We start from the raw sequence: 13,358 nt of genomic DNA, 5'->3' as shown, positions 1-13,358 counted from the left end.
AGGAGGAAGCGGGTGTTTGGTAAGGGACGAAATACAAAGGACGGAGAATCAGGTGCTGTCACGGTATTCCTCATTCTGATTTTGGCGGTCATGTTCGGTTTTATTGCTGTATTTATTGATTATGCTAGAATTGCTGCACTGCATGTGCAGACTGAACGGCTGACCCATGCAGCAGTACGGTCAGTGATGTCTGCTTATGATCCGGCATTACAACAGGAGTACGGTTTGTTTGCTTATGGTGAAGGCGGCGGCGAACAAATTATGGTCAAAGTGCTGAATGACAGTGCGCGGCGTACGGCGCGCGCGGAAGCGCTACCGCTAATGAATATGAAGCTGGATTCCAGTTCACTGCAAATGGAAAGGGAGCTTGGTAAATATGCCATATTTAACGAGCAGATCCGTGAAGAGATGAAGTATAAAGCGCCTGTCGATTTTACGATGGAAGTGCTAGAAAAGCTAAAGCCACTCTCTCAAAATATGAAGGAGGCTTCACACACGGTAGATTTGCTGAAACGGCTGCAAAAGCTGTATGACAGACGTGAGGCCAAACTGGATGACATGCTGGAGAAACAGCGTAAGGCAGGAGCTTATATGGAAGAGGTTCGCAAACGGATTATTAAACAGAGGGGGACATATATGCCTAATCAGTATATATGGGACCCACTTGAAGTTGTAGCCGACATTGCTGCTCAATATAAGCATTACGTACATGTATATGAGGACAACAAGAAGAGTGTGGATGACGTTAAAATCATGCAGATGGAGAAATATACAAGAAAGGCAAGGAAAGCACTGGATCGCCTGCGACAGGTCATGGTTCAGACTGGAGAGGAGCATGATAAGCTGCTTCTGCAAGCCAAGGAACCGTTAAATGAAGCCCGGCAGATTAATGAAGAAATGCGCAAAGTCATTGTTCAATATAAGCAGAGGGCGGCCAATGCAGGCTATGACGAGGTTTCTGCAGCCCCCACCCCAAGCGGAGCAGGCTCCAACGCTGATCCGTCTGTAGGAAGTGCCCGGCAAAGGGCAGAGGATTTGTTGGTTCCGAGCAATGAATTTGAGCAATGGGAAGCAGGAATCGAAAAGCAAAGGATCGCAATAAATACTGCTAACAATAGAATAACGAGCATGATGCGTACGCTGTCTTTCTATACAGATCCATTTTTGAATGCAGACATGCTCAAGCAAGAAGTTGCTTCAACGCTCAAGGAGATAGATAAATACTCAAATGCATATGCTTGGGCGGGACCCGCCAATGTACTCGACGGTGAGGCCAGAACGATGGATACGCGACGCGGCCCTGACAAAGAGCGCAAAAAAATGGAAAGAGAGGCAAAAAACAAGCTCAAGCAAGCTTATCGGATCATTGAGGTTCTTTCTAAAGGTAAACAAAGTGCTGAGCAATTTCGAGTAGTGGAGCAGTATTACAATGAAAGTATTTCGTTCAATCAGTCTTCATCCAGTCCATCTGTATCCGCTGATTTGCCCTATGACACCTATGATGCAACGGGGGCTTCCATGGATAGTATGGATGGTCTGTATGAGGCGGCATCTAACTTACTGATTCAACTGGGAGACGAGTTTTACCAGAATGAGTACGCGCTTTCTTACTTCCATCATGTGGATTTCAGCCGTTTTGGCAGTTTGGCCGGATCAGGTGGAAATGTGGGTAATGCTGCACAGATTTTAGGGGACCAGCTGGAGGTGAATAATCAAGAAGTTGAGTACATCTTGTATGGGTTTCATAATCCGACGGGTAATCTGGCAGCTGCCTATGGGGAGATTTTTGCTATGAGGCTTGCCATTCGAACGATGGAGGGACTGGTCAAAAACAGTTCAAAGGGTAACCCGTTGGTCGTTTTGGCGGCAGCTTTGTTATATGGAGTAGAGAAGGCGATTGAAGATATGATCATGCTGGCGCAAAAAGGGGATGTTCCTTTGTCTGATTTTCTGAAATTTCGAATGACTTACAAGGATCATTTGCGATTGTTCCTGATGCTCCATAGCAATAATGAACGAAAAATGTCCCGTATGCTTGCTCTGATCCGCCTGAATACAGATGTCAATCCAGCTGAGCGACGGACGTATGCGAAGGGTGAGGTCAAGAACGGGATGAGGCTGTGGTTTCTACCTGGAGTAATGAAAATGCTCGGAACCGCCTCCAAAGAAGGCGAGAGTATTAAGGGAAGTGTGTACTATGTCACGAAAACAGCGCATTTTTCCTATTAAACAGTATCTACGGCAGGCTTGTGGACTGAAGCAGCGTGAACAAGGAAGTATTGTTTTAGAAGCGTCACTGGTGTTGCCATTGTTTTTGTTTTTTATTATTTTTCTCATTTATATGGTCCAAATGACACTGGTCTCCACAGCCTTGCAGACTACCGCTTCAGAAACGGTTAAGCAGGTTTCGGCTAAAATCTACCCGGTGTCTCTAGCCGTGGAGACGGCGTCCGCTAAAATAGATGCAGTCCGCAAACCGCTAGATGAACTTCCTAAGTTATCTGTGAGTGAATATGCAAGCCAATTCGCTGCCCAACTACCACCTCCAATCGGCGACTGGGTAGAAAACGCTGTTCAAGGCGGTCAAAAGCCGCTGGAGGAGTTGCGGGGACGCTTGACGGAGGCTGCACTTGATCCTGTTCTGAAGCCGATGCTAAAGCCTTTTATGGAGAAAAGTATTCTGGAGTATGACCGTATTCATATAACGAGCGTACATGTACCCTCTCTTACAGAAACTAAGGACCCTTATTTTAGAGTAGAGCTATCGTATGAACTACCGATGAAAGTCCCCTTTTTGTATCGCAACATTGTGCTCCAAGCGGCGGCTGAGGAACGTCTTTGGATTGGTGATACAGGAGAGGGAGCAGGTACAGGTGATGAAACAGGGGATAAGGATGCGCAGCATTCCATACAGTTGCTTGTCAAGCCTGAGCCTGCTGTGAAGGGTGTATACAATTTGATCAAGGCCAAGGTTGAACCTGGGACGAATGCTACCCTTTCTGTACTTTATAAGTCAGGTGAAAGCACAGCTCAGCACTTGGGCTGGACCTCAGCCAATGCAGATGGGATTGTTGAATGGAACTGGTTTGTAGGAACAAACACAACACCAGGTCAATGGAGCTTTGTAATTGAAACGGAGGATGGCCAACGTATTGAGGTTCCGTTTTCTGTGCAGAAGACAACTGATGGATAGGCTAGATATAGACTTATAGAGATAACTACAATGAAAAATGATTTGGCAAGCCTGCTAATTTTCATTGTTATGAAGGGGGAAGACCGCATTGACATGGATGTATATTGTGTGTGGAGTTCTGCTGGCGATCGCGCTAGTGACAGATTTACGAAGCATGAAAATCCCTAATAAGCTTACATTGCCCGGTATAGCGGTGGGTTTGCTGTTCAATACTCTGTTCGGAGGCTGGCATGGTTTTTTATTTGCTATTGCTGGTCTTGGCACCGGCTTTGGATTCATGCTGATTTTGTACTGGATGGGAGCAGTTGGTGCAGGAGATGTAAAGCTGTTTGGCTTAATTGGAGCATGGACAGGTGCAGCTTTTGCGTGGCAATCGGCTCTATATTCGATTTTTTTTGCAGGCATTATTAGTATAGGGATTTTGCTATGGAGGAGGGAAACCATCATGAGATTACGACGCGTGGCGTTTAATTTAGGAGGATTTTTCCTATTTCGCAGCGGCAAAGCGCTGACTAGTGGGAGAGAAGCGCACCTCAGGTTTCCCTTTATGACGGCAGTCATTCCAGGAGCGGTCAGCGCTTATCTTTACTTCTTGTCATGACGTGTCCGCTTGGGGAGATCATGCTACCTCAGGGGATAAGAATTGTTAAGGAGGTCATGAATTGTTTGGTTTAAGCAGGGATTTTGCTCGCAATGGCGGGACGTTTATGATTCTAAACAAGGAAGGCGGGCTCAAAACCGATGATTTAAATTCTGTACAGACCCGAATGATGACTGGTAATCGGATTCCCGGTCTGCTGGAACTTAGAATCAAAGAAGTCGATTTTCAGATCGAGTTACATTACGATATTTCGGGGCAACGTATGCTTTCCCAAGTATGGAAAGGTGGGAATGTGTCGACTTCTGATTTCTACCGGATTCTTTTTGAAGTAGTAGATGCTCTTCATCGTAGCCCACAATATATGTTAAATATCCGCCAGTTTATTTTGCACGAAGATTACATTTTTATAAGCGGTTCAGGCACAAGGAAGAACGTTAGTTTAACCTATGTTCCTTTGTGTAGTGTACAGTATACGCAACAAACAGGTAGCTATTTTAAGCAGATGGTTATTCGTTTGATGACTCGTGTGGCTCACCTTCAGGGAGAATCTATACAGCGCATACTTGATCTATGCGATAGAAATGAATTTGAGTTGAGCGCGTTGAAGGAACTACTATTACAGGGGATGGCGACTGGTGAACAGAGCATCAGCGGTCAGGCTGAAGGTAGATCATCTGTTCATTCCTCTCATACCATACAGGATAACGATACAGATCGTGGCGGAAGAACGTACGGCCAAGAACATCGGGAGACTCTGCAGGAAATTCAGGAGCTTAAGCGAGTCAATCGACTCAAGCAGTCCGCAAAATCAGAGGAGAATGTCGAGGTAGGAGCCGACAACGAAATGGAAAATGAAGAGGTGGAGCCTAAATCACAAAAATATAAAACATACATTGCTCTCGGATGTCTGCTCGCCTCGGCCATTGTTTGGCGTTATATTTATTTGGATCATCCAGAGACGGTGCCCTTGCTTATTTCGATTGTGCTAACTTTAGTGCTTGTCGCTGTTGCTTATATAAGCTGGACGGGGAAATTAGAGCGCAACCGAGCTTTATCTCCTTTTTATAGCGAGGCAGTACCTGTATTGGATTCGGAATGGTTAGGAGCTGCTTCTCCAGCACAGCGAAAAAATGACCGTTATCAGGTAGATAAGCTAACTGGGTTTGTAGCGGGACGCCATCATCATGACAAGCAATCATCCGATTCAAGTGATCAAGGACAGGAAAGCTGGCGTTGGACTTTTCCAGACTCAGAATCTAAAAGCATGGGAAGCCGAACGACGGAGGATAGAGGGAAAGTAAGTACAAATTATGACTTGCACGAGCCTTCGAGGAAAGGTGCCATGCGGGGAAATGAATTGGACGACAGCGATACTAGCGAGGCTTATTATAAGTCCTTGTCCGGGGTAACGGAGCTACTCAATACTATATCCAAGCAGGAAACCGTGCTGCTTCGTCCGGATCAAGAGATACCGAGTCCAACTGTTCAGCACTCGCCGATTGCTTGTTTGGATCGTAAGTTATCTGGGAGTGGAGAAACCGAGCGCATACGGTTGCAGCCAGACCAATTCGTTGGAGGTAGCTTTATCATCGGAAGAGATCCGCAATTGGTCCAGTTTGTAGAGCATACCAATGGAGTTTCCCGTTCTCATATTGAGCTTTGTATAGTTACAGGAGGACAAAGCCATATCATTAAAGATTTATCCTCGACGAACGGAACAGTGCTGAATGGAGAGCCTATGGTGCCTTATAAGGAGTATACTATGAAGGATGGAGATACTTTTAAAATCGCTGGAGTCTCTTATATTTATCGATTGGACTCTTTTAAATCCTCTAATGCATCTTGAGTAAACGTTAAATGGATATATGTTAAGAAGAGGCCTGTTATATTCTGGGCTTCTTTTTTATAACTAGAAGACCATTCATAGGCCTAAAACAAGACAACTCAAAGATCTCAAGTTTAATTGATAGATTATGTCTAAATCAAAAATGAACCCTAAGCTGGTAGAGATACAAAGATATTATCTATCATCCATAGAGTTCATTTTTTAATTCAACGCTACTTGTGAGAAGAATGGAGTTCCTCTAGCGCTTCCTTCAGTGAAGAATACTTAAACTTAAATCCGTGCTCCAGCGCTTTACGCGGTATTACCTTTTGACCGTCTAATACAAGCGTGCTCATCTCACCCAATAGCTTTTGGACTAGAAAGCCAGGAACGGGAAACCAGTGCGGACGACGATATACCTTAGCTACTGTTTTCCCAAATTGGTCGTTCGTCATGGGGTGTGGTGATGAAGCGTTCACTGCCCCGGAAATCTCTGGTGTATGAATGCAGTACGAGATCAGACGAACGATATCGGCAATATGAATCCAACTTATCCATTGATGGCCGCTACCTATTTTTCCACCGAATCCGAAGACGTAAGGCATCTTCATGAGTGGAAATGCTCCTTTTTTTCTATCCAGCACTAGGCTGATGCGTAAATTAATTAAACGGGCATCGGTAGGGTAGGCGTTGGCTGCTTCCTCCCACTGCTCAACTACCTGAGACAGATAATCCTCCGAACGACGCGGACTTTTTTCGTCAAATGTTTCGGTCAGGGAAGTACCATAGGCGGCAACAGCCGAAGCCTGAATGATAACTTCCGGTTTTTTTTGCAGAGCATTCAACGCTTGAGCCAACCGGGCAACGGACAGCAGTCGTGATTGAAGAATTCTTTGTTTGGACTTATCCGTCCAGCGCTGATTCAGCGTCTCACCTGCTAAATTAACGACCGCATCTGTACCTTCCATTAATTCAGGCTTTTGTTTTAATTCGTTCCAGCTCATATACTGCAAGCGAGGGCTCGCTTCATGTCCAACCAGCGGCTTGCGGGTAATGACTTTCACGGTATATCCGTCATCTAGCAGACTTTTGACCAGTGCACTCCCCACCAATCCAGTTCCTCCGCATACGATGATATTCATGGAGTTATTCTCCTTCCAATTCAAAAAATGTTTCTGTTATAAAATATAACCCTTTTTGATACAAAAGCTTCATATTGAATGTATCTGGTGTACGCTAAAGAAGGTCCATTCATGCTTTAATCTACCTACATTTCAATAACACATATTCAGATGTGGACTATGTCTGTAGGTTCCCTTAGGGAGTCACCTAAAAAAGTTGCCATAAACGCTATGTTGTTTGATTTCAATAATCACGTTAAAATGATTAAATTAAAATAAGACAAGCATAACAGGATAGGGGGATGAATCAAAATCATGCTGAAAATTGGTTCTCATGTGTCTTTCTCGGACATGGGTCTGCTCAGCGCTACAAAAGAAGCGTCTTCTTACGGGTCCAGCTCGTTTATGATATACACGGGGGCACCTCAAAACACACGTCGTAAGCCGATGGAGTCTATGTATTTAGAGGAAGGCAAGCAGCTAATGGCGGAAAAGGGAATGGAAGATATCGTGGTGCATGCTCCGTATATCATCAATCTCGGCTCCTACAAAGAAAATACCTATGAGCTTGCTGTCAGCTTTCTTCAGGAGGAAATTCGGCGCACACATGCGATTGGTGTGAAAAATATCGTGCTGCATCCGGGGGCTTTTACAGATAAAGATGCAGAGTACGGAATTGGGCGAATTGCCGATGGTTTGAACGAGGTACTGAATGGTGTGAAGGAGACCGATGTCAACATTGCACTTGAAACGATGGCTGGCAAAGGCACAGAAATGGGTCGTAGTTTTGAGGAAATTGCCTCCATTATAGATAAAGTAGAGCGCAACGAGCGTCTGACGGTTTGTATGGACACCTGTCACATTCATGATGCGGGTTATGACATTGTCAATGATTTGGACGGTGTACTGGAGCAGTTCGACCGTATTGTCGGCTTGAATCGCATCCAAGTTGTTCACATAAATGACAGCAAAAACCCGGTTGGCGCTCATAAAGACCGCCATACGCCGATTGGATCAGGTTGGATTGGTTATCAGACTATTCATAATGTGGTACATCATGAAGCACTTCAAGGACGTCCGTTTATTTTGGAGACGCCGTGGATTGGAAAAGAAGCCAAAACTCAACGACCAATGTATGAAGTTGAGATTGCTTTGCTTCGTGGTAATGTAAAGGAACGCTTTGGAGATGAGTTTTTGGGTCAGGTGGAGCAGCTGCATTCGTTTTTCAAAAAACAGGATGTGGATGTCCGTAAATTTGTACTGGATACTTGGACTCTGCTGAAAAATGATGCCAAAGCAAGAAAAGCAGACCCGCGTGAGCCGCTGGAGCGTCTGTATGACATGATAACAGAAGCAGCACTCTTCCCAGAGATGAGCGAAGAACACATTAATCAACGGTTGATTGCCTGGTTTGCCGGTAGTCATCTGCCAGTGACGGTATAAGACAAGGGGGACTAATAGCCACATGGAACTTCACGTAAAACATCAGCCAAACAGCACTGTATCTACACATGAAAACCGTGCACGCATGCTTGTATCTTGTCCAGATGGTCCAGGTATTGTAGCGACTGTGTCCCGCTTTTTGTACGAGCATGGGGCCAATATCGTTCAATCTGACCAATATACAATGGACCCGTCCGGCGGTATGTTTTTTATGCGGATTGAATTTGATCTGCCAAATTTGAGTGCAGCTCAGTCGCAATTGGAGCAGGACTTTGTCGCTGTTGCTGAGCAATTCCGTATGGAGTGGACGATTTCTGCGGTCAGCCGTAAGAAAAAATTGGCTATTTTCGTTTCCAAAGAAGATCACTGTCTGGTAGAACTGCTGTGGCAATGGCAGGCAGGCGATCTGGATGCGGATATTGCATTGGTGGTTAGTAATCATCCGGATATGAAGGAGTATGTGGAATCCTTTGGCATTCCATATCACCATATCCCGGTGACAGCCGATACGAAGCCAGAGGCAGAGCGCCGTCAGCTAGAGGTCATTGGCGAAGAGATTGATGTGATCATTTTGGCTAGGTATATGCAGATTATTTCGCCTAAGTTTATTGAGCATTATCGCAACCGGATTATCAATATCCATCATTCCTTTCTACCTGCATTCGTGGGTGGTAAGCCGTATGCCCAAGCTTATAATCGTGGTGTGAAAATTATTGGTGCTACTGCGCATTATGTAACCGAGGAATTGGACGGTGGTCCGATCATTGAGCAGGACGTACAGCGGGTAAGCCACGGAGATGATGTAAATGAGCTAAAACGGATCGGTCGTACTATTGAACGGGTCGTGTTGGCAAGAGCCGTGAAGTGGCATACTGAGGATCGTATACTGGTTCATGAGAACAAAACGGTCGTTTTTAATTGAACTTAACAATTTCAAATTGATGAAAATACCTTTCGGATTAAACAAAGCCCAGTGCATAATGGGCTTTGTTTTTTTGTGTGGGGTAATTGTATTATATCTGGGCCCTATATAAATTTTTTTGCGATTTCATTATTTTTTAAATGATGTTAATACATAACGGGTATATTGATATGAGGGCTGTACTATATTTCGACCATTTCGACAATCATCTTTACAAACGATCTGGCAAACTTCCACGGCAAATGGTACAATACTTATGAGTGTATAAGTCATATTGAAACATTCAAGCAGATTCACTCACTTCAATAGTCTCTGTTTCTATATGAGACGGTGATTTTGAAGAGTATGACCGAATGCAATTGACATACTTCATACAATATGAGGAGGCAAACCATGACTGACCAGAATCAAGCGATTCAAAAGGATGAAAACTCCACTATCGACAATTTGTCCATCACAACAATTCGTACGTTGGCAATTGATGCCATCGAGAAAGCAAATTCAGGACACCCTGGTATGCCGATGGGCTCCGCGCCAATGGGCTACCAACTTTTTGCTAAAACAATGAACCATAACCCAGATCGCCCAACATGGGTGAACCGTGACCGTTTTGTACTGTCTGCAGGACACGGTTCCATGTTGCTATACAGCCTTCTGCACCTGAGCGGATATGATCTGCCTATGGAAGAGCTGAAGCAATTCCGTCAATGGGGCAGCCTTACACCGGGTCACCCTGAGTTTGGTCACACTGCCGGTGTAGATGCTACAACTGGACCTCTGGGACAAGGTTTAGCAATGTCCGTAGGTATGGCTATGGCAGAAGCACAACTGGGTGCAACATATAATAAAGACGAATTTAAAGTTGTGGATCACTTCACATATGCTATTTGTGGCGATGGCGATCTAATGGAAGGTATTTCCCACGAAGCTGCTTCGCTGGCTGGTCGCCTTCAACTGGGTAAGCTGATCGTATTGTTTGATTCCAATGATATTACACTGGATGGCAAGCTTAATCTCTCCTCTTCCGAGAGTGTTGCCAAACGCTTTGAAGCTTACAACTGGCAAGTGCTGCGCGTAGAAGATGGTAATGATCTTCCAGCGATCCAAAAAGCAATTGAAGAAGCACAAGCTGACTCGACTCGTCCTACGTTGATTGAAGTAAAAACAGTCATCGGTTACGGAAGCCCGAACAAACAAGGTAAAGGCGGACACGGCGGTACTCATGGTTCCCCGCTGGGAGCAGAAGAAGCTAAACTGACTAAAGAATTCTACAAATGGGTATACGAAGAGGATTTCCACGTACCACAAGAGGTTCGCGAGCACTTTGCTAAAGTAAAAGAGCGTGGTATCGCTGCTAATAAAGCATGGGATGAACAATTTGCGAAATACAAAGCGGCTCACCCTGATTTGGCAGCTCAGTTCGAAACAGCTGTAAACGGCGATCTTCCAGAAGGTTGGGATCGTGATCTTCCGAAATACTCCACAGAAGACAAAGCGGTTTCAACTCGCGTAGCTTCTGGTAATGCACTGAACGGATTGGCTCCAAACGTTCCTTTCCTGACAGGTGGATCTGCTGACTTGGAAAGCTCCACGATGACACATTTGAACAACCTGACGAACTTTACGCCAGAAGACTACGCTGGCCGTAATATTTACTTCGGTATCCGCGAGTTCGGTATGGCTGCTGCGATGAACGGTATGGCGCTGCACCAAGGTGTAAAAGTATTCGGTGGTACGTTCTTCGTATTTACAGACTATCTGCGTCCGGCCGTTCGTCTGGCAGCTCTGATGGGATTGCCTGTAACCTACGTTCTGACTCACGACAGTATTGCTGTTGGGGAAGATGGTCCAACTCATGAGCCGATTGAACAATTGGCTTCTCTGCGTATTATTCCGAACCTGACGGTCATTCGTCCGGCTGACGGTAATGAAACTTCTGCTGCTTGGGCTTACACGCTGGAAAACAAGAAAAACCCGGTTGCACTGGTATTGACTCGTCAAAACCTGCCAATCCTGGCTGCTACTGCTGAGCATGCACGTGAAGGTATCAAACGCGGTGCTTATGTGGTTGCAGATGCAGCAGACGGCAAACCGGTTGCTCAAATTCTGGCTACAGGCTCCGAAGTACAACTGGCTGTTAAAGCACAGGAAGCACTGGCAGAACAAGGTATTCAAGTACGCGTTATCAGCTTCCCAAGCTGGGATTTGTTCGAAAAACAAGACAAAGCTTACAAAGATTCCGTTCTGCTGCCTGAAGTTAAAGCTCGTTTGGCTGTAGAAATGGCGTATCCACTGGGATGGGAAAAATATGTTGGCGACCAAGGCGACATTCTCGGTATCAGCACATTTGGCGCATCCGCACCTGGTGACCGTGTAATTAAGGAATACGGCTTTACAGTAGAGAATGTTGTTAGCCGTGTCAAAGCATTGTTGAAATAAAACATTGGAGCATCAGTAATTAGGAAGAGTTTGTCCATAAAGCAATGATCGTGTATTGCTGGCAAACGACTTACCTGCTGTGGCAATCCATGTATCACAAACAGTCGTAACCTGAGTAAGGCTTACGGCTGTTTGTTTCATACATTTGTTTTTTGCGATAAAATGTCTTTGAATTATCAGTGGATAGAGTACGCAGATACAGTGTGTATTTTCATACTGAAGCTGGAATCCAAATTATGTTATGATGCACCATATTCATTCACCATTGAGAGCAGATGAGGGGATAACGAATGACACAGTTCGATGGAGTAAGCGTAGTTAAAAAAGCAAATGTTTATTACGATGGTCAGGTTACAAGCCGCACAGTTATCCTAGGTGATGGTAGTAAGGTAACACTGGGGATTATGTTGCCGGGAACATACGAGTTCGGTACGGATTCCCGTGAGATTATGGAGATTTTGGCAGGGGACCTGAGAGTGATGCTTCCAGGTACTGAGGAATGGCTGGAGATACATGGCACATCGACCTTCCATGTACCTGCGAAGTCTTCCTTCAAGCTGGAAGTACGAAGTGTAACGGATTATTGCTGTTCTTATCAGGAATAATGCTCTGAAAAGGGTAAGAGCACTCAAGCTACAAGCCGAGTGTTCTTACCCTAAAGCTGTGTTATAAATACAAACACACAGCAGCATGGTTACAAAGAAAAGTACAGCTTACTCAAGAGGCTGACCACCAATGGTGCGGCCAATCCATGCTTCGTATGTCTTTACGACGGCAGATAGATCCTCATCGCCGTAGCCTTGTGTTTGTCCGGCTTGAAACAAGCTTTTGGCTATGGACAACATGGGCGTAGGGATGGACAGGCTGTCTGTTAGTGAGGAAGCGAGCTTCAAATCCTTGAGCATCAGAGCAAGTGAGAACTGGTTGCTAAAATCATGCTCAATGATTTTGCGCCCTTTGAGGTCAGCGGCTTTGCTGCCTGCCGATCCGAGCTGTACCAATTCTAGGAAGCTGTCTGCTGGAATGCCGGATTTAGCGGCGATGGCAAAGCCTTCAGCCAGAGCGAGGTTATTTATACCGACCATCGTATTGTGAGCGAGCTTGGCCACGGCCCCGCTACCATTTGGTCCCATATGGAGCACCTTTTTGCCCAAGGTATCAAAAACATCTGATTGCGCCGCAATCGCTTCTGCATGACCGCCGACCATGAACACGAGTGTTCCATCTACAGCGGCAGGCTTGCTGCCTGTTACGGGGGCATCAATGAAGGAGCAGCCCAGCTTGTCCGCTTCGACGGCCAATTGTTTGACCAGCTCAGGTGAAATTGTGCTGTTGTCCATCACGGTCATACCAGCCGTAAGACCTGCAAACACACCGTCCTGACCGTAATACACGTCACGTATTGATTGATCATCGCTGACCATGGTAATGACCAGGTGCTGCCCTTCGGCCGCTTCACGAGGGGTTGAAGCTGCACGTGCGCCTTGCTCTACCAAGGGCTCGCAGCGCGAAGCGGTACGATTATAAACTGTGACTCCGAATCCCTGCTTTAGCAGATTGGATGCCATCGGGGCGCCCATCGTGCCCAGTCCGATAAATCCGATGTTTTTCATTGCTAATCACCTTTCTTGTTGGAAGTTGCCGTCCGATGCAGATGCGAGTTCGGCTTGAATTGAATATTGAAACAGATTGCTCTCAGTTCATTGTAGCATGGGCATGCTACCCTATCTACAGCAGGGTCTGTCAAGGCACAGAACACACAGGTAACGCAAGCTTGTCAGGCTCAGCAAATTAAAGTATCCTATTCCTAAGTC

Annotated in this window: 10 protein-coding genes; 8 read left to right on the top strand and 2 right to left on the bottom strand. The window is 45.6% G+C overall.

Features of this window, described 5'->3' with window-relative positions; all coding sequences use genetic code 11:
• Positions 1-12 precede the first annotated feature (12 nt).
• From G7035_RS01630 to G7035_RS01615, 4 genes are all read left to right on the top strand, one after another.
• On the top strand, positions 13-2,229 hold the full coding sequence (locus G7035_RS01630; protein ID WP_019686581.1) for a DUF5702 domain-containing protein: 2,217 nt from the start codon (positions 13-15) through the stop codon (positions 2,227-2,229).
• Positions 2,198-3,193, top strand: a complete 996-nt coding sequence (locus tag G7035_RS01625; RefSeq protein WP_019686582.1) for a pilus assembly protein — start codon at positions 2,198-2,200, stop codon at positions 3,191-3,193. Before G7035_RS01630 ends, G7035_RS01625 begins: the two co-directional genes overlap by 32 nt.
• Positions 3,194-3,281: 88 nt before the next feature.
• Positions 3,282-3,794, top strand: coding sequence for an A24 family peptidase (locus G7035_RS01620; RefSeq protein WP_019686583.1), 513 nt, complete (start codon positions 3,282-3,284; stop codon positions 3,792-3,794).
• 61 nt (positions 3,795-3,855) lie between these two features.
• The gene (locus G7035_RS01615; protein WP_019686584.1) at positions 3,856-5,640 is read left to right on the top strand and encodes a DUF6382 domain-containing protein; all 1,785 of its coding nucleotides are present in this window, start codon (positions 3,856-3,858) and stop codon (positions 5,638-5,640) included.
• 212 nt (positions 5,641-5,852) lie between these two features.
• Here the strand turns inward: G7035_RS01615 and G7035_RS01610 are convergent, their stop codons facing one another.
• Positions 5,853-6,761 (bottom strand): TIGR01777 family oxidoreductase, encoded by a 909-nt coding sequence (locus G7035_RS01610; RefSeq protein ID WP_019686585.1) that lies wholly within the window; start codon positions 6,759-6,761, stop codon positions 5,853-5,855.
• Positions 6,762-7,055: 294 nt separating this feature from the next.
• Between G7035_RS01610 and G7035_RS01605 the strand changes: the two genes are divergently transcribed.
• The 4 genes from G7035_RS01605 (at position 7,056) to ppnP (ending at position 12,149) form a co-directional block, all read left to right on the top strand.
• On the top strand, positions 7,056-8,183 hold the full coding sequence (locus G7035_RS01605; RefSeq protein WP_019686586.1) for a deoxyribonuclease IV: 1,128 nt from the start codon (positions 7,056-7,058) through the stop codon (positions 8,181-8,183).
• A 22-nt stretch (positions 8,184-8,205) separates the two neighbouring features.
• Complete coding sequence (gene purU / locus G7035_RS01600; protein ID WP_013369971.1) at positions 8,206-9,105, top strand: formyltetrahydrofolate deformylase; 900 nt, start codon at positions 8,206-8,208, stop codon at positions 9,103-9,105.
• Between the two features lie 393 nt (positions 9,106-9,498).
• Positions 9,499-11,544, top strand: a complete 2,046-nt coding sequence (gene tkt / locus G7035_RS01595; RefSeq protein WP_013369972.1) for a transketolase — start codon at positions 9,499-9,501, stop codon at positions 11,542-11,544.
• A 290-nt stretch (positions 11,545-11,834) separates the two neighbouring features.
• On the top strand, positions 11,835-12,149 hold the full coding sequence (ppnP, locus tag G7035_RS01590) for a pyrimidine/purine nucleoside phosphorylase (RefSeq protein ID WP_019686587.1): 315 nt from the start codon (positions 11,835-11,837) through the stop codon (positions 12,147-12,149).
• 108 nt (positions 12,150-12,257) lie between these two features.
• On the opposite strand, the gene G7035_RS01585 is transcribed toward ppnP, so the two are convergent.
• Positions 12,258-13,157, bottom strand: a complete 900-nt coding sequence (locus tag G7035_RS01585; RefSeq protein ID WP_019686588.1) for an NAD(P)-dependent oxidoreductase — start codon at positions 13,155-13,157, stop codon at positions 12,258-12,260.
• Positions 13,158-13,358: the final 201 nt, after the last annotated feature.

Source organism: Paenibacillus polymyxa (genome assembly GCF_015710975.1).
Lineage (GTDB): Bacteria > Bacillota > Bacilli > Paenibacillales > Paenibacillaceae > Paenibacillus > Paenibacillus polymyxa.
Note: the sequence above shows the minus strand (reverse complement) of the source record. Positions and strands in the feature narration are given on the sequence as shown.

Bases quoted from the DNA above. Each gene is read 5' to 3' on its own strand.
- purU (WP_013369971.1), top strand. From the start codon at position 8,206: ATGGAACTTCACGTAAAACATCAGCCAAACAGCACTGTATCTACACAT.
- G7035_RS01605 (WP_019686586.1), top strand. From the start codon at position 7,056: ATGCTGAAAATTGGTTCTCATGTGTCTTTCTCGGACATGGGTCTGCTC.
- tkt (WP_013369972.1), top strand. From the start codon at position 9,499: ATGACTGACCAGAATCAAGCGATTCAAAAGGATGAAAACTCCACTATC.
- G7035_RS01585 (WP_019686588.1), bottom strand. From the start codon at position 13,157: ATGAAAAACATCGGATTTATCGGACTGGGCACGATGGGCGCCCCGATG.
- G7035_RS01625 (WP_019686582.1), top strand. From the start codon at position 2,198: ATGTCACGAAAACAGCGCATTTTTCCTATTAAACAGTATCTACGGCAG.
- G7035_RS01610 (WP_019686585.1), bottom strand. From the start codon at position 6,761: ATGAATATCATCGTATGCGGAGGAACTGGATTGGTGGGGAGTGCACTG.
- ppnP (WP_019686587.1), top strand. From the start codon at position 11,835: ATGACACAGTTCGATGGAGTAAGCGTAGTTAAAAAAGCAAATGTTTAT.